At 45.5% G+C, this 22,723-nt stretch carries 25 protein-coding genes, 2 tRNA genes and 2 pseudogenes; 19 read left to right on the top strand and 10 right to left on the bottom strand.

Translation table 11 applies throughout. From position 1 onward, the window contains the following. Positions 1-42 precede the first annotated feature (42 nt). From carA to GCU48_RS01415, 6 genes are all read left to right on the top strand, one after another. Positions 43-1,179: a glutamine-hydrolyzing carbamoyl-phosphate synthase small subunit gene (gene carA, locus GCU48_RS01435; protein ID WP_025715615.1), complete on the top strand. Its 1,137-nt coding sequence runs from the start codon at positions 43-45 to the stop codon at positions 1,177-1,179. Between the two features lies 1 nt (position 1,180). Then, entirely contained in the window at positions 1,181-4,399 is a 3,219-nt protein-coding gene (gene carB, locus GCU48_RS01430) for a carbamoyl-phosphate synthase large subunit (protein ID WP_152378799.1), read from the top strand. Positions 4,400-4,466: 67 nt separating this feature from the next. Beyond that, a complete protein-coding gene (gene pyrF / locus GCU48_RS01425) occupies positions 4,467-5,261 on the top strand; it encodes an orotidine-5'-phosphate decarboxylase (RefSeq protein ID WP_152378798.1) in 795 nt (264 codons plus the stop codon). Beyond that, the gene (gene pyrE / locus GCU48_RS01420; protein ID WP_025715612.1) at positions 5,258-5,899 is read left to right on the top strand and encodes an orotate phosphoribosyltransferase; all 642 of its coding nucleotides are present in this window, start codon (positions 5,258-5,260) and stop codon (positions 5,897-5,899) included. The genes pyrF and pyrE overlap by 4 nt, the downstream gene beginning before the upstream one ends. 148 nt (positions 5,900-6,047) lie before the next feature. After that, positions 6,048-6,212 carry a hypothetical protein gene (locus GCU48_RS26710; RefSeq protein WP_010345444.1) on the top strand — a complete coding sequence of 55 codons (165 nt, stop codon included), beginning with the start codon at positions 6,048-6,050 and terminating at the stop codon, positions 6,210-6,212. A gap of 124 nt (positions 6,213-6,336) precedes the next feature. Continuing rightward, a tRNA-Ile gene (locus GCU48_RS01415) sits at positions 6,337-6,410 on the top strand. A gap of 276 nt (positions 6,411-6,686) precedes the next feature. Here the strand turns inward: GCU48_RS01415 and GCU48_RS01410 are convergent. Next, complete coding sequence (locus tag GCU48_RS01410; RefSeq protein WP_025715611.1) at positions 6,687-7,100, bottom strand: YjdF family protein; 414 nt, start codon at positions 7,098-7,100, stop codon at positions 6,687-6,689. Positions 7,101-7,624: 524 nt separating this feature from the next. Between GCU48_RS01410 and GCU48_RS01400 the strand changes: the two are divergent. Next, positions 7,625-8,377 (top strand): annotated as a pseudogene (locus tag GCU48_RS01400) (beta-xylosidase family glycoside hydrolase); the annotation flags it as partial. Between the two features lie 128 nt (positions 8,378-8,505). On the opposite strand, the gene GCU48_RS01395 reads toward GCU48_RS01400, so the two are convergent. After that, positions 8,506-9,393 carry a LysR family transcriptional regulator gene (locus GCU48_RS01395; protein WP_152378797.1) on the bottom strand — a complete coding sequence of 296 codons (888 nt, stop codon included), beginning with the start codon at positions 9,391-9,393 and terminating at the stop codon, positions 8,506-8,508. A gap of 117 nt (positions 9,394-9,510) precedes the next feature. Here GCU48_RS01395 and GCU48_RS01390 point away from each other — a divergent pair, with 117 nt between their 5' ends. Both GCU48_RS01390 and GCU48_RS01385 read left to right on the top strand, forming a co-directional pair. After that, positions 9,511-10,536 carry a YeiH family protein gene (locus tag GCU48_RS01390; RefSeq protein WP_152378796.1) on the top strand — a complete coding sequence of 342 codons (1,026 nt, stop codon included), beginning with the start codon at positions 9,511-9,513 and terminating at the stop codon, positions 10,534-10,536. Positions 10,537-10,798: 262 nt separating this feature from the next. Beyond that, positions 10,799-12,352 (top strand): GH25 family lysozyme, encoded by a 1,554-nt coding sequence (locus GCU48_RS01385; RefSeq protein WP_152378795.1) that lies wholly within the window; start codon positions 10,799-10,801, stop codon positions 12,350-12,352. Between the two features lie 73 nt (positions 12,353-12,425). Here the strand turns inward: GCU48_RS01385 and GCU48_RS01380 are convergent, their stop codons facing one another. Continuing rightward, complete coding sequence (locus tag GCU48_RS01380; RefSeq protein ID WP_152378794.1) at positions 12,426-12,692, bottom strand: DUF2642 domain-containing protein; 267 nt, start codon at positions 12,690-12,692, stop codon at positions 12,426-12,428. A 170-nt stretch (positions 12,693-12,862) separates the two neighbouring features. On the opposite strand from GCU48_RS01380, the gene GCU48_RS28585 reads away from it, so the two are divergent. Further along, positions 12,863-12,985, top strand: coding sequence for a hypothetical protein (locus tag GCU48_RS28585; RefSeq protein WP_269320809.1), 123 nt, complete (start codon positions 12,863-12,865; stop codon positions 12,983-12,985). A 197-nt stretch (positions 12,986-13,182) separates the two neighbouring features. Here GCU48_RS28585 and GCU48_RS01375 read toward each other — a convergent pair whose 3' ends face one another. Both GCU48_RS01375 and GCU48_RS01370 read right to left on the bottom strand, forming a co-directional pair. Further along, entirely contained in the window at positions 13,183-13,413 is a 231-nt protein-coding gene (locus tag GCU48_RS01375; RefSeq protein WP_152378793.1) for a hypothetical protein, read from the bottom strand. 113 nt (positions 13,414-13,526) lie between these two features. Continuing rightward, entirely contained in the window at positions 13,527-14,192 is a 666-nt protein-coding gene (locus GCU48_RS01370; RefSeq protein ID WP_152378792.1) for a cupin domain-containing protein, read from the bottom strand. Positions 14,193-14,625: 433 nt separating this feature from the next. Between GCU48_RS01370 and GCU48_RS01365 the strand changes: the two genes are divergently transcribed. The 5 genes and pseudogenes from GCU48_RS01365 to GCU48_RS01345 all read left to right on the top strand — a co-directional run bounded on the left by GCU48_RS01365 (position 14,626) and on the right by GCU48_RS01345 (position 18,332). Beyond that, positions 14,626-15,279: a cell wall hydrolase gene (locus GCU48_RS01365; RefSeq protein WP_152378791.1), complete on the top strand. Its 654-nt coding sequence runs from the start codon at positions 14,626-14,628 to the stop codon at positions 15,277-15,279. Positions 15,280-15,366: 87 nt separating this feature from the next. Beyond that, positions 15,367-15,942 (top strand): annotated as a pseudogene (locus GCU48_RS01360) (3-oxoacyl-[acyl-carrier-protein] synthase III C-terminal domain-containing protein); the annotation flags it as partial. 203 nt (positions 15,943-16,145) lie between these two features. Next, entirely contained in the window at positions 16,146-16,715 is a 570-nt protein-coding gene (locus GCU48_RS01355) for a GNAT family N-acetyltransferase (RefSeq protein ID WP_152378790.1), read from the top strand. Between the two features lie 113 nt (positions 16,716-16,828). Beyond that, the gene (locus tag GCU48_RS01350; RefSeq protein ID WP_025715599.1) at positions 16,829-17,929 is read left to right on the top strand and encodes a glycerol dehydrogenase; all 1,101 of its coding nucleotides are present in this window, start codon (positions 16,829-16,831) and stop codon (positions 17,927-17,929) included. A 187-nt stretch (positions 17,930-18,116) separates the two neighbouring features. Beyond that, positions 18,117-18,332 (top strand): hypothetical protein, encoded by a 216-nt coding sequence (locus GCU48_RS01345; RefSeq protein ID WP_025715598.1) that lies wholly within the window; start codon positions 18,117-18,119, stop codon positions 18,330-18,332. A gap of 73 nt (positions 18,333-18,405) precedes the next feature. On the opposite strand, the gene GCU48_RS01340 is transcribed toward GCU48_RS01345, so the two are convergent. Next, positions 18,406-19,437 (bottom strand): glycosyl hydrolase, encoded by a 1,032-nt coding sequence (locus GCU48_RS01340; protein ID WP_152378789.1) that lies wholly within the window; start codon positions 19,435-19,437, stop codon positions 18,406-18,408. 30 nt (positions 19,438-19,467) lie between these two features. Further along, a complete protein-coding gene (locus GCU48_RS01335) occupies positions 19,468-19,746 on the bottom strand; it encodes a hypothetical protein (RefSeq protein ID WP_152378788.1) in 279 nt (92 codons plus the stop codon). Between the two features lie 306 nt (positions 19,747-20,052). Between GCU48_RS01335 and GCU48_RS01330 the strand changes: the two genes are divergently transcribed. The 3 genes from GCU48_RS01330 to GCU48_RS26705 all read left to right on the top strand — a co-directional run bounded on the left by GCU48_RS01330 (position 20,053) and on the right by GCU48_RS26705 (position 20,864). Then, positions 20,053-20,235 carry a hypothetical protein gene (locus GCU48_RS01330; RefSeq protein ID WP_025715595.1) on the top strand — a complete coding sequence of 61 codons (183 nt, stop codon included), beginning with the start codon at positions 20,053-20,055 and terminating at the stop codon, positions 20,233-20,235. Between the two features lie 53 nt (positions 20,236-20,288). After that, positions 20,289-20,615: a YnfA family protein gene (locus GCU48_RS01325; RefSeq protein ID WP_152382071.1), complete on the top strand. Its 327-nt coding sequence runs from the start codon at positions 20,289-20,291 to the stop codon at positions 20,613-20,615. Positions 20,616-20,711: 96 nt separating this feature from the next. Next, positions 20,712-20,864: a hypothetical protein gene (locus GCU48_RS26705; RefSeq protein ID WP_167518622.1), complete on the top strand. Its 153-nt coding sequence runs from the start codon at positions 20,712-20,714 to the stop codon at positions 20,862-20,864. A 74-nt stretch (positions 20,865-20,938) separates the two neighbouring features. On the opposite strand, the gene GCU48_RS01320 is transcribed toward GCU48_RS26705, so the two are convergent. Beyond that, positions 20,939-21,130 (bottom strand): hypothetical protein, encoded by a 192-nt coding sequence (locus GCU48_RS01320; RefSeq protein WP_152378787.1) that lies wholly within the window; start codon positions 21,128-21,130, stop codon positions 20,939-20,941. 131 nt (positions 21,131-21,261) lie between these two features. Beyond that, complete coding sequence (locus GCU48_RS01315) at positions 21,262-21,420, bottom strand: hypothetical protein (protein ID WP_013311032.1); 159 nt, start codon at positions 21,418-21,420, stop codon at positions 21,262-21,264. 236 nt (positions 21,421-21,656) lie between these two features. On the opposite strand from GCU48_RS01315, the gene GCU48_RS01310 reads away from it, so the two are divergent. Then, a tRNA-Leu gene (locus GCU48_RS01310) sits at positions 21,657-21,742 on the top strand. A 203-nt stretch (positions 21,743-21,945) separates the two neighbouring features. On the opposite strand, the gene GCU48_RS01305 is transcribed toward GCU48_RS01310, so the two are convergent. After that, complete coding sequence (locus GCU48_RS01305) at positions 21,946-22,464, bottom strand: site-specific integrase (protein WP_244316235.1); 519 nt, start codon at positions 22,462-22,464, stop codon at positions 21,946-21,948. Between the last annotated feature and the right edge of the window lie 259 nt (positions 22,465-22,723).

The raw sequence follows: 22,723 nt of genomic DNA, 5'->3' as shown, positions 1-22,723 counted from the left end.
ATAGACCTTATAGCAGGAAACAATACAGAGGAGTGAGACGGGATGCAGGCAAGATTGTTGCTTCAGGACGGCACGCTGTTTACAGGCACATCATTTGGTGCGGAAGGTGAAAAAACAGGCGAGGTCGTTTTCAACACAGGGATTACAGGCTATCAGGAGGTGCTGACGGATCCCTCTTATTGCGGACAAATCGTAACAATGACTTACCCGCTGATTGGCAATTACGGAATTACTCGTGATGATTTTGAATCGGTACGGCCTTATGTTCACGGCTTTGCTGTTCGACATTACGAGCCGGTGCCAAGCAACTGGCGCGCTCAATACAGCGTAGGCGATTTGCTGAAGGAATATGGCATCATTGGCATTAGCGACATCGACACCCGCATGCTTACCCGGATTATTCGCCATCATGGCACGATGAAGGGCATTTTAACAACTGGCTCTCAGCCGCTGGAAGAACTGAAAGAAATGATGGCTGACCTGACCATTGAAGAACTACGTAATCAGGTGCCTTTGACTTCCACACCTCATCCGTACAGCAGTCCTGGCAACGGCGAGCGGATCGTATTGATTGATTATGGTGCCAAAAGCGGCATCTTGCGCGAACTGAATAAACGGGACTGCGATGTGGTTGTCGTTCCGCATGATACGACGGCTGAGGAAATCCGCCGCCTTAACCCGGACGGTATCCAGCTTTCTAACGGCCCTGGAGATCCGAAAGACGTACCACATGCTGTTCGTACGGTAGCTGAATTGTTAGGAGAATACCCGATCTTCGGAATTTGCTTGGGACATCAGCTGTTTGCGCTTGCTTCGGGAGCGGATACGGAGAAGCTGAAATTCGGACATCGCGGTGGTAACCATCCGGTAAAAGAACTGGAGAGCGGACGCTGCTTTATTACCTCACAAAATCACGGCTACACAGTGAATGAGGATTCGATTAAGGGAACCGACCTTGAAGTGACACACATTAATAACAACGATAAGACGATTGAAGGTCTTAAACATACCAAGTATCCTGCGTTTTCTGTGCAATACCATCCAGAGGCTGCGCCAGGACCTTATGATAATGGCTACCTGTTTGACCGCTTCCTGGACATGATCCGTGAGCACAAGAGAAATCAACCAAAGCAACCGCGTCAGGCTGTTATCGCCGCCGCAGTGAGAGGAGAGCGCTAATATGCCGAAAAATACAGAACTAAAAAAAATACTCGTGATCGGTTCCGGTCCCATCGTTATTGGCCAGGCAGCGGAATTTGATTACGCTGGTACACAAGCTTGTCAAGCGCTCAAAGAAGAAGGCGTCGAAGTGGTACTGATCAACAGTAATCCGGCAACCATCATGACAGACACCAATATGGCTGACAAAGTATATATTGAGCCGATTACACTTGATTTTGTAACACAGATTATCCGTCAAGAACGTCCGGACGGCCTGCTTCCTACACTGGGAGGACAGACAGGTTTGAATATGGCGGTAGAGCTGGCTCGCGCCGGAGTGTTGGAGCGTGAAAACGTCAAATTGCTGGGAACACAACTGAATTCGATAGAAAAAGCCGAAGACCGTGATCTGTTCCGTGAGCTGATGCGTGAGCTGGAACAGCCTGTACCTGAAAGTGTAATTGTTACCACATTAGAAGAATCCCTCGATTTTGCTAATGAGATCGGTTATCCGATTATCGTTCGTCCTGCCTATACGCTGGGAGGTACGGGTGGCGGTATCTGTTCGACTGAAGAAGAACTGCGTGAAACGGTTAGCTCAGGTTTGCGGTACAGTCCCATTGGACAATGTCTGGTGGAAAAAAGCATTGCAGGCATGAAGGAAGTCGAGTATGAGGTTATGCGTGACGGCAATGATAACTGCATCGTTGTCTGCAATATGGAAAACTTTGACCCGGTCGGCGTGCATACTGGCGACAGTATCGTCGTAGCGCCGAGTCAGACGCTGTCAGATCGCGAGTATCAGATGCTGCGCTCTGCTTCCCTGAAAATTATCCGCGCCCTCAATATTGAAGGCGGCTGTAATGTACAGTTTGCGCTTGATCCGCACAGCTATCAATACTACGTCATTGAAGTGAACCCGCGCGTGAGTCGCTCTTCAGCGCTGGCTTCCAAAGCAACCGGATATCCGATTGCCAAAATGGCTGCCAAAATTGCGCTAGGCTACACACTGGATGAAATCGTGAATCCGGTAACGGGACAAACGTATGCTTGCTTTGAGCCAACACTGGATTACATCGTGAGCAAAATACCGCGCTGGCCGTTCGACAAATTCATTTCTGCCAACCGCAAACTGGGCACGCAAATGAAAGCAACAGGTGAAGTGATGGCCATTGGCCGTACGTTCGAGGAATCTATCCATAAAGCGATACGATCTCTGGAAATCGGTGTGCATCGTTTACATCTTAAGGGAGCCGATCAGCTGTCTGATGAGGTGCTTAAAGAACGTCTGATTAAAGCAGATGATGAGCGTTTGTTCTTGGTAGCCGAGGCATTCCGCCGCGGCTGGCAGCAGCAGGAAATTCAGGATTTAACGAAAATTGACTGGTGGTTCCTTGATAAGGTAGAAGGAATCGTTAAGTTTGAAGCTGTCATTGCAGGAGAGTCTGAGCTGACTTACGAAACGCTTTATCAGGCCAAACGCAAAGGCTTTACCGACCGTTCTATCGCTGAGATTCGCAGTCTGAGTCAAACTGCTAACAATTTGACAACCGAGCGTGAGGTGCGTGAGCTCCGTCTGGGTCAAAACCTGCGTCCTGTCTACAAAATGGTAGATACGTGTGCAGCCGAGTTTGAAGCCACAACGCCTTACTACTACTCCTCTTATGAGGTGGAAAATGAAGTAATTCCTTCCAACAAAGAGAAAGTTATCGTTCTTGGCTCCGGGCCAATTCGGATCGGGCAAGGAATTGAATTTGATTACTCCACCGTACATGCGGTATGGGCTATTCAAAAGGCAGGTTACGAAGCAGTCATCATTAATAATAACCCGGAGACCGTTTCTACCGACTTTAACACATCCGACCGCCTCTACTTTGAGCCGCTTTTCTTCGAGGATGTAATGAATGTCATCGAGCAGGAAAAACCGATCGGCGTTATCGTCCAATTTGGCGGCCAAACGGCCATTAATCTCGCAGCTCCGCTGAGTGCAGCAGGCGTGAACATTTTGGGCACAAGTCTGGAAAGTATCGACGAAGCGGAAGATCGGAAAAAGTTCGAGCAACTGTTGTCTCGTCTGGCTATCGCACAGCCAAAAGGCAACACGGTCACCTCTGTAGATGAAGCGGTAGGAACCGCTCAGGCGCTGGGTTATCCGGTGCTGGTACGTCCATCCTACGTCCTGGGCGGACGCGCCATGGAAATTGTCTACTCGGATGCGGAATTGCTGCGGTACATGGAAGAAGCCGTTAAAATCAATCCGGAACACCCTGTGCTCATCGACCGCTACATGCTGGGCAAAGAGGTTGAGGTTGATGCCATCTGTGATGGCGAAACGGTACTCGTACCAGGCATTATGGAGCATGTGGAACGGGCCGGGGTTCACTCAGGTGACTCGATCGCGGTATATCCGCCACAGCACTTGTCTGCCGAGCTGAAGCAAAAAATCGTGGATATTACGATCAGCATTGCCAAGGAATTGAAAACGATCGGTCTGGTAAACATCCAGTTCGTTATTCATCAAGACGAGGTGTATGTCATCGAGGTTAACCCTCGCTCCTCGCGGACGGTTCCTTTCCTGAGCAAAGTTACGAACATCCCGATGGCGAATCTGGCAACACAGGCTATTTTGGGTGGTAAGCTTAAGGAAGCAGGCTACACAGAAGGTCTATGGCCTGAAAGTAACTATGTCTCGGTTAAGGTTCCGGTATTCTCCTTTGCCAAGCTGCGCCGTGTAGAGCCAACGCTGGGGCCTGAAATGAAGTCGACAGGTGAAGTTATGGGCCGTGATATTCAGTATGCCAAAGCGCTGTATAAAGGACTTGTGGGTGCTGGTATGAAAATCCCATCCACCGGTGCGATCATCATCACCGTAGCGGATAAAGATAAAGAAGAAGCTGTCGAGTTGATGCAGGGCTTTTACAGACTGGGCTACAAAATTATTGCAACAGGTGGAACGGCGGCTGCGCTGGAGCAGGCCAACATTCCGGTGAACACGATTAACAAGCTGAGTGAGGGCAATCCGAACATCCTGGATATGATTCGCACGGGTGAAGCCAACTTTGTCTTCAATACGCTGACCAAAGGGAAAACACCAGAGCGTGACGGATTCCGCATCCGCCGTGAAGCGGTTGAAAACGGTATTGTCTGCATGACCTCGCTGGATACGGTGCGCGCCTTGCTAAGAATGCTGGAGACGATTAATTTTACGTCCGAATCCATGCCGGTATTGAGCAATTAAGGCGATACAATGAGATCATGAAAAATAAGTAAATCAAGAAAGGACATTCATCGGCTTTTGCTGACGGATGTCCTTTATCACGGGCAAATACACCCGAATCGACGCGAAAAGGGGATGTAGAACGGTGAACGAAGCATTTCAGCAAATGGCAGGACGGCTGATGATCGCGTTAGATTACCCGGATGCGCAGCAAGCAGAGCAGCTGATTCGGCAGCTGGAGGGTATTCCCTGTTATATAAAAGTAGGTATGCAGCTGTTTTATAGCGCAGGACCCGCTTTTGTAGAACAGCTAAAATCCAGAGGATACTCCGTTTTTCTGGATTTAAAAATGCATGATATCCCTAACACGGTACGGGGAGGGGCAGAGAGTATTACCCGCTTAGGGGTGGATATGTTCAACGTACACGCGGCTGGAGGCCGCAGTATGATGTCAGCCGCCAGGGCCGGAGCCGAGGCAGCGATTTCTGCGAACAGCTCGCTCGCCATGCCGCTCATTATTGCAGTTACACAGCTGACCAGCACGGACCAGGCGACCATGAATACGGAGCTGGGCATTCCTGGCACGGTACAGGATGTGGTCGTTCGCTATGCACAATTGACCCTTGAGGCGGGACTGGACGGTGTGGTAGCGTCCCCATTGGAAGTGCCTGCGATTCGGGCCGTATGCGGGTCTGACTTTAAAACTATAACCCCTGGCATCCGCCCGGCAGGCAGCGCCACAGGTGATCAGTCACGTGTCCTTACACCTGGACAAGCCATTGCCCAAGGCAGCAGCTACATTGTCGTTGGACGGCCGATCACGGCAGCACCCGACCCACGCGCCGCAGCGCAACACATTATTGAGGAGATGAACCAAGTATGACTACATTAAACAATATACCAGAACAAATTGCATCCCATTTGTTACGCATTCAGGCGGTGGCACTGCGTCCACAACAGCCTTTTACATGGACATCAGGTATTAAATCCCCAATCTACTGTGACAATCGCCTTACCATGTCCTACCCGGAGGTGCGTGAGCTGATCGCGGACTCATTTGCTGCTCTTATACGCGAGCAATATCCCGAAACCGAAGTCATTGCGGGTACAGCTACAGCAGGGATTCCTCATGCGGCCTGGGTGGCGCAAAAGCTGAATTTGCCGATGGCCTATGTAAGGGACAAAGCCAAAGGACACGGGAAAGAGAACCAAATCGAAGGCCGAATCAGTGCCGGACAAAAGGTTATGGTTATCGAGGACCTCATCTCTACTGGTGGGAGCTCCATTAAAGCAGCACAGGCCGTAGCACAAGCAGGTGCTGAGCCGTTAGCAGTACTGGCTATTTTCAGCTACCAGCTCGACAAAGCGACTCAAGCTTTTGAAGAGGCAGGTGTGAAGCTGCAAACCTTGTCTAATTACACGGCCCTGATGGAGGTTGCCTTGCGTGATGGAATCATTCAGGAGGAAGAGATGGAGTTGCTGCGTTCCTGGCGTCAGGACCCGGCTTCCTTTGGCAAATAAGGCAGGGCATCTAGAGGAAACGAACTAATGGTTGGTGCGGCTTTGACTCGTTGTCATCCAGCGTAGATTGTTATGATTAAAAGCTGTGTAAATCGAATTCGATCCGGTTACACTAACTCCTACCATCATGCGAAAAGAGGGAGTTTGGATGTATTGGGTTTACTATGGCAGACTGTACACAACTAAATTTCAGGCCGGGTGTCTGGCAAAGAGGCTGGAGCATGACGGCTGGATGTACGGCTACAATGATCCCCGCGCAGTGGAGGTGTACCGCTCGCGCAAGGGACGTTATGGTGTCCGATTTATTCCGTGATATTAATCCGTGATATTAAAATAAAAAAATATTTGAAAAACTATTGACGAAACACAAGAAAATGTTGTATATTAATTAACGTTGCTGTTATGAATATGTAGCGTGAATATACATATTTTTTTGAGGGCCCTTAGCTCAGTTGGTTAGAGCGGTCGGCTCATAACCGATTGGTCGGGGGTTCGAGTCCCTCAGGGCCCATTTCCTCAAAAACCCTTGCTAAGCAAGGGTTTTTTTTGTTGTATATAGAGGTAAAGGAAAGTGTGATAAAACGTTGAAGTTTCATTAAGTTTGAGCTTTCCACCGGGAAATTCCCACTTGCCAGCAGGTATGGTGTCGAGGCTCCGTTTGGTAATTAATATAAAGATTAAGAGCTGTCCCAGATCATTAAATGCTACGGGACAGCTCTTTGTTTGAAGAACGATAATTTCTCAATCTATAGAGGAACGTAGCAATTACAAGAAAAATAAAGTTCTATTACCGGCCCCTATGTTTAGCTTTTGCCTTAAGCCGAGCAATATCTCGTTTGTACTCTTTAATTTCCTCACGACGTTCACGGTTCATTGTTCTCTTCTCAGCCTTATGCTGTTCAAGCTGCAATTTGATTGCCTGTTCCGCATAAGTATTAGTGCCGCGAGAACGTATTTCCTTAGCTGCCAACCGTTGTAAACGTTTGGGGTTAACCCTGTGATTAAGAGGTGTTTTTCCTTCGATTACTACTGTCATGCGTTCAGTCAGATTGGACATTTCGTCGCTTTGTACGAATGTCAGTACTTCGGCATCCGACGGCTCCGATCCAAATACATATCTTGCTGCCCGAATCTTGCCTTTTTCCTGTGTTTCGATTACTCCGACCCAATAAGGTTTTTCGAAATATACCGTTAGCTTCATAATGATGAAACCCCCTCTTAAAGTGTTACGGAGTCGATGGACATCCCGAGGGGGAAGGTTACTTGTATCGGTAATATAACCCAATACGCCCGGACTACCAACCGAGCCGTGTTTTTACGCTCCATTTTCATCATAAAAGAGTTTGGGAGTTGCGTCTACACCTTTTTTTAGTGCAAAAAAGCACTGCCGTATTAAACGAACAGTGCTTCTTTTAAATGCTCTTATTTAATCTTAGGATACCTTAACAGTGTAAACCATTCTCAATTTACCGTTACCGCCATAAATTTCGACTCTTGCGTTCGTTGCAGTGGTGGTTGTTACGACACCGGAGGCGGAGACTGTGACATTTCCGCTCGCCACTTTATAAGTATCCCCAGGGTAATTTGACAGTGCATAGGAATAATTTCGTGGCAGCGTAGCAGTTCTGTAGTATACTCCGTTAACTTCTACAATAGGCGTAATTACGGGAGAAGGACCTACGCTTTGAATATGGCTATATGTACTACTTGCTGCTGCGGAAGCATTTAGGGCGGGAAACAGCCTTGCAGCAGGTGTACTGGAATGATGAAGGCTGGCTGCGCTTAACCGCTGGGGGCCATACACCTCAACTGGAGGTGCCTGCTCCTAAAGGGACATGCTCAGTCAAGCAAGAGCAGAGCTATATATTTGAAGATTTTTTCGAAGGACCTGCTTTAGATAAAACGTGGAATACATTGCGTATACTGGCAGATGATCGTTGGTGTTCGCTAAGCCAGCGCCCTGGCTATCTTCGAATTCGGGCTGGAGAATCGATACAAAGTCTGTTTCAGCATCACGTGCTTGCCATTCGGCAAACGGATCATCGTTTCCGGGCAGAAACAGCCCTGGAGTATCAGCCTGTAAGCTATTTGCAAATGGCGGGGCTTCTGCTGTATCTCAATGAAGAGGATTATTTGTATGCGTATGTTAGCTATGAAGAAGGGCTAGGAAAGGTGCTGCGTATGATGCGATGTGAAGCAAATTCATTCACGTTAGTTCCGCAAGTTATCAAGCTTCAGGATGATCTTCCTGTACATTTGGCTGTAGAAGTCCACGGAATCCAAGCACAATTTTATTATGGAGTCGGAGATGAACCTGCCTGAAAGCGACTTTTTGAAATGCAGGATATCAGCTTTTTATCCGGTGGATTTACCGGGAACTTTGTAGGTATTGCCGCCCATGATATGCAACAATTCCAAGGCAGCTACGCTGATTTCTCCCATTTTCTGTATCATGGAAAAGATCATCTCTCCTCATAAAATAATCATATGAATATAATGATGTAATAGTCGGCATGATCCGGATGCCCAACTTGTTAAAGTGTTTAGTTTGTTAAAGTCTTAGTTTGTTAAAGCACCTGGTCGGTGCTTTTTTCTGCTTCTGTGTTTTACCTTTTCACGCTATTCCCTCGCAAAATCTCCAAAAATACGCTGCTCGCTTTGGTCTCAAATACCGCAGCAGGGGTCAGAAAAGAAAATTTCCGAATAACCGGAAGATTACGGATATCTAATATTTTTAATGTACCCAAAGTGAGTTCCTTCTGAATGACCCATCGGGACAGCAATGAAATCCCCAAGCCTGCTTCTACAGACTCCTTGATGATCTGCGTGCTGCCAAAATCCATCATATGAGAAGGGGAGAACTGAAATCGTCCAAACATCTTTTCAACTGCTTCCCGGGTTCCCGAGCCTTCTTCGCGCAGAATCCAGATGTCCTCCTGTAGCTCACTTAAATCCACTTGAGGTTTGTCAGCCAAACGGTGATTTGGTGGGGCGACGATAAACATTTCATCATCAGCAAATGATTCAATGTATAAATGATCATGCTGAGACTCTCCTTCAATAATCCCTACATCCAGCTGATTACGGATAACCAATTCTTCGATTTCTTGGGTGTTGCCAATCGTAATGGAAGGCTGAATGAGTGGATATTGTACTCTCATTTTACCAATCACATGCGGCAGGACGTATTCGCCATACGTGTAGCTTGCACCAATAGACAGGTTCCCTTGTGCCGTATTCATCAGCCCGTCCACCAAATACTGCATTCGGGCGTTCAAGCGGATAATCTCCTGGGCATGATGGTACACGATTTCACCGGCTTTGGTTAAGCGCACATATTTGTTGCTTCGCTCCAAAAGCCGGGCTCCTACGGTACGCTCCAGCGTTTGAATATACTGGCTTACAGCAGGCTGAGTCATGTGCAGTGCTTTAGCAGCTCGCGTGAAGTTTTGTTTGTCTGCGACCGTTACAAATACGATTAAAGATTGATCCAAAGCCCATTCCTCCAAACCGATCATATCACTTTACTTATCATAACTATTATAATGATTTATTTTACTTATGGCAAAAAACGGATTAAGCTGGATACATACAGATGGGAGGGAATCACCATGAGCAGTCATACAAAATACATCAAATTATCATCAAATAGGGGGCGATGGGCCCCATGTGTACTGGGCATTGTGCTAACGATGATATTCGCATTGGCAGGATACGCTCTGAACGAATTTCCAGGCTTTCATTATGTAGGCCCATTGGCATGCGCCATGTTTCTCGCTGTCCTGTACCGGCAGTTATGGGGGTATCCAGAAGTTGTACGCCCAGGGGTTGAGTTTTCTTCTAAAAAATTGCTGCGAGGGGCTATTGTGCTTTATGGGCTAAAGCTCAATATGGATATAGTCATTCATCAAGGACTGGGTTTGCTTTTGCGTGATGCAGGTATTGTTGTATTCTCTATCTTGTTTACAATTGGTCTGGCCAAACGTTTCAAGGCAGATGCTTCGCTATCGCTTCTTCTCGGGATTGGGACAGGGGTTTGCGGCGCAGCAGCCATTGCGGCCGTGTCTCCCCTGCTGAAAGCCAAGGATGAGGATACGGCCATTGGAGTTGGATTAATCGCCTTGGTTGGAACGGTATTTGCCATTTTGTTCACAGTACTTCGTCCCTGGATTCCTTTGACGGATATGCAATACGGAATTTGGTCGGGAAGCAGTCTGCATGAAATTGCACATGTGGCCTTAGCTGCGGCGCCTGCCGGACAGGATGCTCTTGCGATGGGTCTATTGGCTAAATTGGGGCGTGTCTTTTTACTAATACCGCTCAGCTTTATTTTAATGTACTGGATGAAACGCAGTGGGAAGCTTCGCCCAGATGCAAAAGTGGAGTTCCCTTGGTTCCTCATTGGCTTTATCGCTACAAGTATTTTGGGCAGCTATGTTTTGGGAAAATATATTGTGGTTCCTTCCAGACTGATGAACGAAATTTCCCAAGCTACTACATTTATGCTAACGATGGCTATGGTAGGCATGGGGCTGAATGTAAGCTTTAAGGCTTTGCGGGAGAAAGCACTGCTTCCCTTACTGGTGCTGTCTATTACTTCGGTGATGCTTGTAGGTTTAACCTTTTTAACAGTGTAAATTAAGAGGAATAAACACCATTTGAATGTGCTGAAAAAGTCAGTAAAAACCCGAAAGAGCTCTGCTTGCTGTATGGCTGGCAGAGTTTTTTTGTGCAATGAATGAGTAAGTTTGAAATATGTGCTAAACTAATCGTAACTTCTACATATTGTTCGCGTCTATCAAAATGAAAGGTTTTGAGATCGTAGATTCCAAGATCATAGATTGCAGGATTATAGATTGTAAGACAACAAGTGAAAATTTAGAGAATGGTAGGGTACATATGAAGAACATTCGTTGGTTTGCTTTTCTGTTTTTATTTCTACTCGTATTTCCAGTGGAGAGTCATGCTGCGTCTTCAAGCTCACATATCCAGTTGGACGGTAAAGATATAAGTGCTGCAAAGGGAGTTGAGATCCAGGAGGTAAAGGGGAATGTGTTGGTCCCACTTCGTCTCATTGTGGAGGAACTGGGTTATAAGGTCAACTGGGAGCCCAAGACAAGAACGATAACGATTCAGAATCAAAATAAGAATCAGATTCTCAGTCTTCAGGTCGACAATCCCATGGCTTCTGTTAATGGACAACAAATGGGATTAGCAGTAGCTCCGTTACTTACAGGAGGGACAACCTATGTTCCGATTCGTTTTGTATCTGAGCAGACGGGAATTGATGTGACCTGGAATAGTGAGCTTAAAACAGTGGTTCTGACTACTCCAGCTACTTCAAGCGTGAATAGCGAGTCTTCCCGCGGAAATTCTCCCACTCAGACTGTCACTGATGTAGGAGAGAACGCACTTGCACCTATCAGCCAAATTAGCTTCACTAATCATCAATTAACCATTGCAGTGAATGGAAAAGTAAGCCCTAAAGTAACTACGTTGACTCATACAGACCGTATTGTTGTAGACATACCTGATTCAAAATTTTCTGAGGATTTCCTGTCATCGCAATCTTTTGATAAAGGTGGACAAGGGGCTTTTCCAGTTACAGATGATCCTGATGTTTCACAAGTCAGATACTCTAAATTTAGTACGAATCCCGCTTCAGTACGTATTGTGGTAGATCTAAATAACAGTGCACCTTATCATGTACTAAACGAAGACGACGATAAGGTTATCGTAGCAATAGATCAGACATCAGATGAGACAGCCCCTACGGGGCCTGCTACAGCTATTTCGCCTACTGAGCCCGCTAAACCTACTCTTGCTTCCGACGGTCATGCTCAGGGAATTGACGTGTCCCACTATAACGGCAAAATCGATTGGCAGCAAGTAGCGGCGGCAGGTAAGACCTTCGCCTTCATTAAAGCTACAGAAGGGACAAAATATCAAGATAATCAATTTTTGGTGAATGTTCAGGGAGCCAGAGATGCCAATATATTAGTTGGTGCTTACCACTTTTTGAATGCGACTACTGCAGATGGGGCTCGTCTGGAAGCTGCTAATTTTGCCAGGGCTATAGATTCAGCAGGAGGAAGACTGGATCTGCCACCTGTGCTGGATTATGAAAATAACCCCAAAGGTCTTACTCCAGCACAAATTAGTGAAGTGGCTCATGCATTTTTGGATGAAATGGAAAAGCTCACCGGGCGTCAGCCGATCGTATATACAGGCAATGTTTTTGCTTCCAAGTTTGACCCTACGTTTTCTATGTATAAACTGTGGGTAGCCAGATACAGCACTACGCAAAAGCCGACTGCAGTTCCGGCCTGGAATAGCTGGTGGGCTTGGCAATACAGCAGCACAGGCAGTGTTCCGGGGATCAATGGGGCAGTGGATTTGGATGAATATAACGGAACGATCGATGAACTGCGTTCTTCACTGGCGGGAAGCTAATTAGTACAACATAACACGATAAATCCTCGCGAATCCAGATAGGATCTGCGAGGATTTTTTTGTTGCTGATCGTTTAGCCGGGCATAATCCATACGATTTCGCAGATACGAACAAAAAATTTCTTTCCGTATACATCTAAAATGACATGGTCAGGCTTACAATCCACTACGCATCCGTCAATTCTGCCGCGTGTTGTTTCAAGCACGACATACTTGCCGATGACCGATTTTAATGTTTCTACTACATATGGATCTACAGGGGATACCACAATGGGGGGATGGGGTGGATGGTGAGGGAAAGGTTGATTGGTACTGTAACTGAGCACTTGATTCGGATTCAATTGCTTCACTCCTTCAAGATTAGATGTGATATCTTATGCTCCTGCCCAGGAAAGGTGTAGGCTAATGCCCATCAACGGAAAGATTCAATAACATTGCCAAAAGGCCCGGTCCATAGGAAAACTCAATACATAATCTATGGTGTACCTTGAAATAAAGGAGGAAATGAACCATGAGTGATTGTGAAAGAGGTTGTGGCGGCGGTGCTGCATATCCAGGAGTTTGGACATCAACAGGGGCAATTCTTGTACTGTTCATTCTGCTGGTCATCATCACCAAGTCTTTATGGGTTTAAATTGAATTGATTAGGTTAAACCCCTCATCGGTATATACCGGTGAGGGGTTTAATCATTTTAGAAGATGAGTCGATTGGCATATATGATAAAACACCTCATAGCAGCGTACAAACCCTGACACAATCTATGCCGGGCTGGGCAGCTGTCATATGAGGTGTATAGGAATGTGCAGGCAGGACATGACACGGATTAAGGATTAAATTAATGCAATTGCAAGCAAGGTGAACAGGCTCAATGTTAAGATTTGCTCATTAACTCCCCAGTAAGGATAATAGCCGGATGTTCGTACACAACCTTTTGACTCGGGTTTTAAGTACACGTTATTACGATCGACATCCATAATAGTTCCTACATACTGTTTTCCGTCCATTGTTAGAATACGCACCTTTTTGTTCATACATCTCATGCAGTTGTAATAAGCGTCCATTCCATCACCCCCTCTTGTACATTCGCATTGTATGAGCGGAAGGATCGAATGGTAACGGCGAACATACAGGAAAAGGGGCTTCCCTGGAGCTTAGGCTTTGGACAGAGCCAAGTCTAATTTTGATAGGGATTAAAGGAAACACCGGGGTACCCGCTTGTATATGCGTAGCTTCTTTCGGGGGTGGGTTGATGATGTGCCACAGTATCGGCAAGTCTCACATGTACGCCCGGTTTTCGAAGCGTCTGATGCTTGCAATCCTTGGGAGGGCCGATGAGGACGGGTTTTTTAATAGGGCTGAGCGCCTCTTGAATTTTATTCTCATTCAGGCAGTACGCATGAGCCAGAATATTACTTGGCGTTAAGCGCAAGACGTCAGAGCCTAGAATGAATTCAGGGATGGGGACATTAAAAATCGATAGTAAATGAGTGTTGTCCATCGTAGCAACGAGATAATGCCACCATCCCTGAGGGACGTTAGCCACCTGACCAGGTGTTATCGGGAAATGTCGTAACTCGCTGGTAAACGGATTAATCAGCGATACCGTTACTGCTCCAGAGATGCAGTATATTAATTCTGTAGCATTTTGATGGTAATGGGGTTCTACCACGTTAGCCGTACTGAGGCGGATGTCTAGCAGCGATACATTTACCAACGTATTCAGCTGCTTGATTGAAAGCTCGCTAATCGAGTTCTGAGCATCCTTTTGAAACAAATCATTGTCGCTTAAATCATAGGTAAATTGTACGGAGGGAGAGGTGTAATCTACATTTGCATTCACGTGCCGTTTCCTGCCTTTCTGTTATTCCAATTTTGATAATCGTACGCTACCCTATGTATTTGCCTATGAATGTGTGCATGGACAGATTTGCGTTTCGGGCGAGCGGAAGGCGAAAAATAGCGAAAAAAGTCACGTATTCAAGTGTAATTTGAACAGGATTCTTTGCTTCTATTACGTGTCAGCCCTTTAGAACGGGCCTTTATTGGCTGATGTAGTCTTAGGACCAGAGCCGGATGATACGTAAATGCGGCTTGTGGTATACTGCAACGGACGTGTGAAAGAAGCCTTGTCCGATTCCACGTGTAGCAACGCGTCTTTCCGCAGCTAGGCAATAAGCTATGGCAGAAGAAACATCATCGGATAAACGCCCCTGAGTTGTACAGACCGGAATGGTTGTACCGGACAGAACATGAAAGAGGAGGTTGTCTGGAATATGAAAAAACTATCTATTTTAATCCTGTCCTGCGCATGTATGCTAGGTACTGTCTTATCAGTCGTACCGGAGCAAGCACAAGCGCAATCGTCAGCTTTGAAGAAAGGGATTCAGAGCGATCGAGTGCTGGAGCTTCAACAGCAGCTGCATTCGCTCGGTTATTTCAAAGCCGGTTTTACCGGGTACTATGGTTCTCTGACCAGCAAAGCAGTAACCCGTTTTCAACGAGACAATGGTCTGACGCCTGACGGTATAGCTGGAGCGGCAACACAAGCCAAGCTGGATTCCTTTGGAAAGGTGCGCTTAACCGCTTTGGAACAGTTGGCCCGGATCATTTACTCGGAGGCACGTGGAGAATCGTTTGAAGGACAGGTGGCTGTTGGCGCTGTCGTATTAAACCGTGTACAGTCTAGTGAATTTCCAAGCTCGATTCCGGACGTTATCTTGCAGCCTGGTCAGTTTACCGCTGTACAGGATGGTCAATATCTCCTCAAGCCAAACAAGACCGCATACCGTGCGGCACGACAAGCACTGAATGGTGTTGATCCGACGAATGGGTCCTTATATTATTACAATCCGGCCATTGCCACAGCCAAATGGAGTAAAAGCCGTCCGGCTGTCATCTCGCTGGGTCGGCATACGTTTACGAATTAATTCAATACAGACCAGTAACTTGTTAGCCGTCAGTTGCTTCCTGTAGTCAGGAGCAGTGGCGGTTTTTTTTGTATATTCACAAATCTGATGCGGACAGCGCTTATTATTGGTTCGGATTATAACTCGCTCATTTCCGGTCCCGAGGATGAAATTACTTATGCGAATTATGGAGATGCTGCGTGTGCAGCCATTTTGGAGCGTACAGAAGAGAATACCGGCTTTATAGATTCCATGTATTTTACAGACCCGATCAATATAGATAAAATTTTATATCCGGCTCAGGGATTAGCGGCAACATTGCAAAGGAATGCACCCGGAAAATATATTCAGTGGCTTGCGTTTGATGCTAATATGGCTCTGCCCCCAACATATGATCTGCTTGAACGTATCTTAAAGAAGAATGGGCTGACACCTCAGGAAATACAGGCTTATTGCCTGTCTCAGTTTTCGTTGGCAAATGTGTTGAAGATTCAGGACCATTTGAAGCTGGAGGATGCCCAGATGATCTATGTGGGTGATCGTTATGGTTACACAGGTACCAGTAGTCCATTCATTGCCTTGTATGAAGGCATCGAATCCGGTCGTATCCGGCGTGGTGATTATGTGCTGTTCTGGACGATTGGAGCCGGATATCAACTGGTTGCTATGCTGTTTAAATATTAAAAATACGAAAGACCTTGCGGCTGCAAGGTCTTTTTTGAGTATTTGAAAATAGGGTACTGTGATGTTTTGATTGTGTTATGTCCAATTGTTTTGTAAAATTTATACATTGAATTCATAAGGGGTGCTTATATTGCGAACATTTAATTGATTGACAGTTGTGGTGAAAAAAACGGACAAAATGTACAACAGGAGATGAAGCGCGTATGGGGATCGCAAATTTATTTTACGGAGAACGAATTAAGCTAGCTGCAGTCAGAGAAGAGGATGCCGAGGTGATGTTCAAATGGGGAGAGGATGCGGAGTATCTGCGAAATGTAGATACGGATTTGGCACTCCCTTACACATTGAAGCAGATGGAGGCAGAAGGAGCCCCAAGCTCTAATGAGGTTTATTTTCGGTTAAGAACATTAGCCGATGATGTCCTGATCGGATTTGTTGCTATTCATGGGATTGAGTGGAATAATCGAACCGGGCAACTGGCCGTTGGTATAGGTAATACGGAATATCGTGGCAAAGGTTACGGGACAGAAGCTGTACGTCTCATTCTTCGTTATGCCTTTTATGAACTAAATTTGAACCGGGTCGGGTTGGATGTCATTGAATACAATGATCAGGCTATTCGGACCTACGAAAAAGCAGGTTTTCAGATTGAAGGCAGGGTTCGCTCCGCTGTTCTTCGTGATGGTAATAGCTATGACCGTATCATGATGGGAATCCTGTATTCTGAATGGAGCGCGGACGTGAAGGATGACGGATACACAATTTGTTCATAAAATATTCCATAATAAGCCTTTTAATACGGGGAAAAGAGGTTTATAGTTAGATGTGTCACATGCTGAAAGGGCTATTCTTTTCGGTATGAGTCAAAGCTGAGGAGGAATTTTACATGAAAAACGTTGTAAGGTCCGTTACTTCACCCAAGAAATTTATTTCTGGTCAAAATCTGCTCTCGTCATTAAATGACTACATTAAGGATTATGGCGATAAAGCCTTTGTTATTTGTGATGAGTTCATTCTTGAAAGGGCCCAAAAGGAGGCTGGTGCTTCTATTGAAGCAGCCGGTAACCAGGCAGTTTTCGAGAAATTCCAATATGAATGTACAAAAGAAGAAATTGAGCGTAACCGTGAATTGGTGCGTAAACACGGCTCTAATATTATTATAGGGATTGGCGGCGGTAAAACGCTGGATACCGCTAAGGCAACCGCTTATTATGAAAAGCTGCCTGTCGTAATTTTCCCGACGATTGCCTCTACGGATGCCCCTTGTACCGCGCTTGCGGTCATTTATAAGAAAGATGGCTCCTTTGATGAATATTTGTTCCTGCCTACGAATCCAGACGTTGTGCTGGCGGATACAGGGATTCTGGCAGCAGCACCTGCGCGTTTCTTTGCAGCTGGTATCGGTGATGCACTGGCGACTTATTTTGAAGCCCGTGCTTGCTATCAGTCCAACGGGGACAACCTGGTTTTGAACAAGCCTTCCACCACAGGACTGGGACTTGCCCGCCTTTGTTATGAAACGTTGCTGGAAAATGCAGTGAAGGCTAAACGTGCCGTCGATCGTAAAGTATATACTCGTGCGGTAGAGGATACGATTGAAGCAACTATTTATTTGAGTGGTGTAGGTGCAGAATCAGGCGGGTTGGCAGCAGCGCATGCCATTCACAATGGTATGACAGCTGTTCCTTCGCTCCACAAAGCACAGCATGGCGAGAAGGTTACTTTTGGTCTGTTAACTCAGCTGGTGCTGGAAAATGCTCCAAAAGAGGAGCTGGAAACCGTAATTAAGCTGATTAAGGATGTAGACCTCCCATTGACGCTTCGTGATTTGGGGGTAGAGGAATTTGTTGAGGCTGAGTGGCGTCAAGTAGCTGAGACAGCTTGTGCATCCAATGATACGATGGTCAACATGCCATTCCCTGTCAGCCCTGAAGATGTGTACAACGCTATCATTGCAGCAAATGCGATAGCAGAATCCTATAAATAATGTTTTTTTCGTAAATCACGGTAATAGCTTTACAAAAACGGGTCTGTCACATTAATGGCAGGCCCGTTTCGTTTAAGTGCACAATTATATGAAACGGGTAAAGAGTACCAGGGACTTATATCCTATCTTGTTCTGACCGATATAAAAGTAACAGGAAAATTAGGATGTTACAGCAGGAGGAGATTTGATGTTGGTACATGGTAAAACACGAAGAGGCAACTTGTACATCCATATATCCAGCGGTTTTCACAAAATTGGAGATTTTCGGGAAGAATATTCTGTAGTACCGGGTGATCGACTGATGTCAAGATTGACCAAGCGGATCTATACCATTGTATCCGTACATCTTGGTGAAGAGGCTTATGCCGATATTGATCTGGAAGAAGTAATCAGAAATAGTTAAGGACTTGATTGGGTTTTATTTATAAAAAAGCTTCAACCTCACTCGTAGAGCGAAGTTGAAGCTTTTTGTCTTGTCAGCGGAAGGACTCATGAAGAAGCTCTCGTGTGATAATATTGTTTTGGTTCATGAAATGTCTGATCGCTGCCTGAGAATTGACTGCAGACAGTTCCTTTCCCCAGCTCATGGCATAGGCCCAGTCAGGTTGATTTTGCAGTACCTTTGCACTCGGTAGAATATCACTTTCCCCGATTCCGATAGGCTTGCCCTGCGCAAGCTTTAGCAATTCGGTGTAGTAAGAGGATTTGTAATCATTGTTGTAGATATCGGCTGCGAGAATATCCACTCGATGTATACCAGGAAAGGTTTGATTATACGGAGTGCTGTATGCGTTTGGAGCATTGGGACTCCATACCCACAACAGGTTGTCGAGATGATGGACACGTACGAAACGATCATACATCAGATCCCACAGTTTGGCGTAATTTTGCTTGTTCCCCCACCAAAACCAGCTGCCGTTCATTTCGTGATACGGTCTCCATAAAACAGGCACATCTGCGTCTCGCAAGCTCTTGAGTGACAGAGCAGCCTCGTCCAAATCGGCGATCAGTTGCTTATATTGGGAGGTGCCCGGCGTGACGTAACGATTGAATTCAGCTTGAGTAATTTTGGCCTGTACGTTCTTCCACGTTTTGGGTGTACCCGGTAACGCTTGATGAAAGGTGATGGCTACGATCCCTCCGTCCTCACTCCATCGAATAGCGCTGTCCACCACATGTTGCCGCTGTTCCCGTAAGGCAGTATGGGACTGATTGGCCAATCCTCCAAACTCATAGCCGTGAAGCCCTGCGTATTGACCACTGATTTGTTGTAGCTTGTTATTTTGTTCATCCGGTGCCTCCAAGTAATCATGCTGCCCGGAGATCAGCATACCGGCCGGCAGATTAGAAAGGTAGGCAAGTAGCTGCCTTGCTTTTGCTGAGGCTTGAGCATTAACAGGTGGGGCGGCATCGGCTATGATAAACGATTGCTGAGAGCCGCTAAAGAGTAAAACAAGCATTAGTAGTAGCACCCTCTGTAGCCAAAAGCGTATTGAGTGAGATTTCATGGCGCTCCTCCTTTGCTGCATGTAATGAGACTAGCTTTTTCCTTTTTGTTTTATAAGCTGTATACATGCGCTAATCATGATCACTAGCCAACAAATCATCGTCCAACCATTGAATTCCTGTGGATATACCCAGTAGTTCCACACCAAGAAGCCTAAAATCAAAGCGAGCAAACCCAGCGTAAGGTACATTTTGGTCCGGGCTGGGCGGCGGGTGTGCTTGGAAACCCAATGAATAATACCCAGAATGATGGCTGCCTGAAATAACAACAGGCCCATTAACATTATAGTAGCTAAAAAAATTGGGGACATCGGTATCCTCCCTCGGAATTACAATTAGAATATGCTGGTTTGTAATCGGGATGCGGATTCTTGGATGTAAATCCATCAGCGTTGAAGAAATAGCTATTTTCTGATTACGTTCTTGAACAAGTTGACTAAATTATACCATAACTACCGTCCTGCAATAAAAGGCGTCTAAATACCCACTCTGCCCTAATTCATCTTCATACTTTATATTCAGTGAATATCGACACATGATTGTACAATAAAATCAATGCGAAATCAGAGGTAAAGTTTGGTATCATTAAGATGAAACTTAACAAGGAGGCTGTTAACATGAATGAAGAAAACAGACCGTTCTCTAAGCCTGTAGATGCTGAAGGAGCCAAAGCAAACTTTGATGTGAATCAGCAAAGGCTTCACTCTGAGGGAGTCTCTGGTTTATGGCGTCAGGTCAGCAACCTGCTTATTCTGGTCGGTGTGATTGCAGTGATTATTATTTTAAGCCGAGTGCTCTAACGAGACATTCAAAAATTAATCGAGAAGCTTAGCAGAATGAAGGATGTGAAATGGTGTTAAAGGCAGCGTTACTTTTTATTCTGGCTGGCATCGCTGAAATTGGAGGAGGATATTTGATCTGGCAATGGCTGCGTGAAGGGAAGACATGGTATGTCGGACTTTGCGGCGGAGTGATTTTGGCTGTGTATGGGATCATTGCAACCTTTCAGGTGTTCTCCTCCTTTGGGCGTGTGTATGCAGCATACGGAGGTGTCTTTATCGTTCTTTCTATTGCATGGGGCTGGTGGATTGATAAAAAGACACCTGATGTGTACGATATCATTGGTGGATTGATTTGTTTGGTTGGTATTGCTGTAATACTATTTCCTCGTTCAGCCTGATAGGACAAATAACCCTTTTTTTATTTTAAAAAATATGACTATTGATCTATAAAAATAAGCTTCACATTCCGAAATAGAACTTAAGGAGGGGGTTCTATGAACTGGGATCAACTGAAGCTTAGATTAAAATTTGGCAATGCTATGCCGAAGACCGAAGGTAATTTCTCTGTAGGTATTGTATTCGGGCTTTTAATTAGCATCATGCTGTGGATTTCGATTATTGGCTGGATTATGCTTATTTTCAAGTGATTTTACGAAATCACTGTACATATAACTAAGAATTAGGTAAACATGCTCAATAAGCCCCTTTTTATTACCAAACTTTATTTTGTAAAATCATTACGCAACTTGTCTATTCCACGACCAACGGCTTCATCAATCATATCGGTAGCTGCAGGCGTATCGGCATCGGTGTCAGGAATCCGATTAAATCCTGGCTCGCGCTTATCCAGAGATTGTTTATATTCGTTTTGATCGTCGGTATGATTCTTTTTTTCAGAGTTATTTTTTCTCATAGCACATTACTCGCTCCTTCTTAGGTATAATCAGATTCTAAACTTTACATAAACGCTTATGCTCCAGACTAAACGTTTATAAAAATAAAACCGGGAAGGAATTTGAATCCTTCCCGGCACTTCCCAAACAGTTAGCGATGCTCAATCAGATCAATCGCTCCCAGGACAACATGAGCCAGTCCGAAACCGAGAATGCCTGTAGCTGCAAGTTTATACTTACTGCTCAGCAACACAGCGCCTGAAGCTGATACTACCGTTCCAAGAACAGCTGGAATCATACCTTCACGCATTCGTAACACCCCTTCTGGTAGTTTGGAAAGACGTTTATTAGTGTAAATCAAATGACCTTAAGTTATTCAAACAGAGAATTTTATTATTTTTTTTAAAAAACACTTTACAAACCGATGAAATTGTCGTATTATATGTTGGTGACCAATTGAACGGTATTTACATAATGAGAACCATAAGTAATGTTTCTCCAGTACTTGCAAGTCAAGTAAGTGTAAAACAACGTTCCTAAATGCATGCCGGGGTGGCGGAATTGGCAGACGCACAGGACTTAAAATCCTGCGGTAGGTGACTACCGTACCGGTTCGATCCCGGTCCTCGGCATATTAATTTATCGCATGAAACCCTTGATATTCAAGGGTTTTTTGCTTTTTCAGAACTTGAGATCATAGCACTCATTTTATAGGGGACGAGCACTTTTTTCGCCTTTGGGGACGGATTGGGACCAACTTTCGGATCGAAGACGTCAAGGTGTGCTGTCGTTTTGCGACTAAGCTTTTTGGTGACGTGCGCATAGGTATCTGTGGTCACTTGAAAGTGGAGTGTCGCAAACGATGTTGAATCTCCTTGATAGATGCTCCCTGGCCCAGCAAATACGTTGCATTTGTATGGAGAAGACCATGAAGTGATACATTATGGAAGCCGTACCGCTCACACCAGTTTTTCCACTGCTGGGACGGCGTTGTATGGTAATAGGGTTTCCCTGTACCTGAGTGAAAAACAAAGTTGCGATCCCCGCCTTTCCATGTCCCATTTGCCTTTGCCTCAAACCTTAGTTTTCGCATGCCTTTAACATGGACGGCCAGTTCCTCCATATACCATTGCGGCATATCTACATAATCGTTAGATGCTTCATTCTTGGTATCTGTAATGTCCGCCTGGCCATTTTTGGTGCTTGAAATGCTCTCGTCAATCCTTAATCTGTTGTTTTCAAAGTCGCAATCGTCTTCGTCTAAAGCAATTAACTCACCGCGTCGGAATCCTCCCATTATCGCCCCCAAGAAAAAAAGTCTCCATTTAGAGTCTGAATAAAGTAATTTATCAATTACCTTGACAGCCTCATCTTCTTCAAAGTAGTTTTTGCGGTCTTTGCGGGCCTTTTTATCCTCTTTGCTAATTTGTGGACGTTTAACGCCTTCCAGGAGGTTTTTGGTCAGTACACGTCATTCTGTGGCTCGTTGGAATATGCTATTTGTTACATCGTAAGTATACTGGATTGTACGCGATGTAAGAGTAGACTTTGTCCCTTTTTTATCAACACGGGCGCCGGGCTTTCTCATATCAGCGAACAATTTCACTAAAATC

This window comes from Paenibacillus brasilensis, assembly GCF_009363115.1.
In the GTDB taxonomy this organism is placed as follows: domain Bacteria; phylum Bacillota; class Bacilli; order Paenibacillales; family Paenibacillaceae; genus Paenibacillus; species Paenibacillus brasilensis.
This window is presented reverse-complemented; position numbering and strand designations above follow the sequence as displayed.

Coding starts and splice junctions, on each gene's coding strand:
- carA (WP_025715615.1), top strand. CDS start 43: ATGCAGGCAAGATTGTTGCTTCAGGACGGCACGCTGTTTACAGGCACA.
- carB (WP_152378799.1), top strand. CDS start 1,181: ATGCCGAAAAATACAGAACTAAAAAAAATACTCGTGATCGGTTCCGGT.
- pyrF (WP_152378798.1), top strand. CDS start 4,467: ATGTCCTTTATCACGGGCAAATACACCCGAATCGACGCGAAAAGGGGA.
- pyrE (WP_025715612.1), top strand. CDS start 5,258: ATGACTACATTAAACAATATACCAGAACAAATTGCATCCCATTTGTTA.
- GCU48_RS26710 (WP_010345444.1), top strand. CDS start 6,048: ATGTATTGGGTTTACTATGGCAGACTGTACACAACTAAATTTCAGGCC.
- GCU48_RS01410 (WP_025715611.1), bottom strand. CDS start 7,100: ATGAAGCTAACGGTATATTTCGAAAAACCTTATTGGGTCGGAGTAATC.
- GCU48_RS01390 (WP_152378796.1), top strand. CDS start 9,511: ATGAGCAGTCATACAAAATACATCAAATTATCATCAAATAGGGGGCGA.
- GCU48_RS01385 (WP_152378795.1), top strand. CDS start 10,799: ATGAAGAACATTCGTTGGTTTGCTTTTCTGTTTTTATTTCTACTCGTA.
- GCU48_RS28585 (WP_269320809.1), top strand. CDS start 12,863: ATGAGTGATTGTGAAAGAGGTTGTGGCGGCGGTGCTGCATATCCAGGA.
- GCU48_RS01375 (WP_152378793.1), bottom strand. CDS start 13,413: ATGGACGCTTATTACAACTGCATGAGATGTATGAACAAAAAGGTGCGT.
- GCU48_RS01365 (WP_152378791.1), top strand. CDS start 14,626: ATGAAAAAACTATCTATTTTAATCCTGTCCTGCGCATGTATGCTAGGT.
- GCU48_RS01355 (WP_152378790.1), top strand. CDS start 16,146: ATGGGGATCGCAAATTTATTTTACGGAGAACGAATTAAGCTAGCTGCA.
- GCU48_RS01350 (WP_025715599.1), top strand. CDS start 16,829: ATGAAAAACGTTGTAAGGTCCGTTACTTCACCCAAGAAATTTATTTCT.
- GCU48_RS01345 (WP_025715598.1), top strand. CDS start 18,117: ATGTTGGTACATGGTAAAACACGAAGAGGCAACTTGTACATCCATATA.
- GCU48_RS01340 (WP_152378789.1), bottom strand. CDS start 19,437: ATGAAATCTCACTCAATACGCTTTTGGCTACAGAGGGTGCTACTACTA.
- GCU48_RS01335 (WP_152378788.1), bottom strand. CDS start 19,746: ATGTCCCCAATTTTTTTAGCTACTATAATGTTAATGGGCCTGTTGTTA.
- GCU48_RS01330 (WP_025715595.1), top strand. CDS start 20,053: ATGAATGAAGAAAACAGACCGTTCTCTAAGCCTGTAGATGCTGAAGGA.
- GCU48_RS26705 (WP_167518622.1), top strand. CDS start 20,712: ATGAACTGGGATCAACTGAAGCTTAGATTAAAATTTGGCAATGCTATG.
- GCU48_RS01320 (WP_152378787.1), bottom strand. CDS start 21,130: ATGAGAAAAAATAACTCTGAAAAAAAGAATCATACCGACGATCAAAAC.
- GCU48_RS01315 (WP_013311032.1), bottom strand. CDS start 21,420: ATGCGTGAAGGTATGATTCCAGCTGTTCTTGGAACGGTAGTATCAGCT.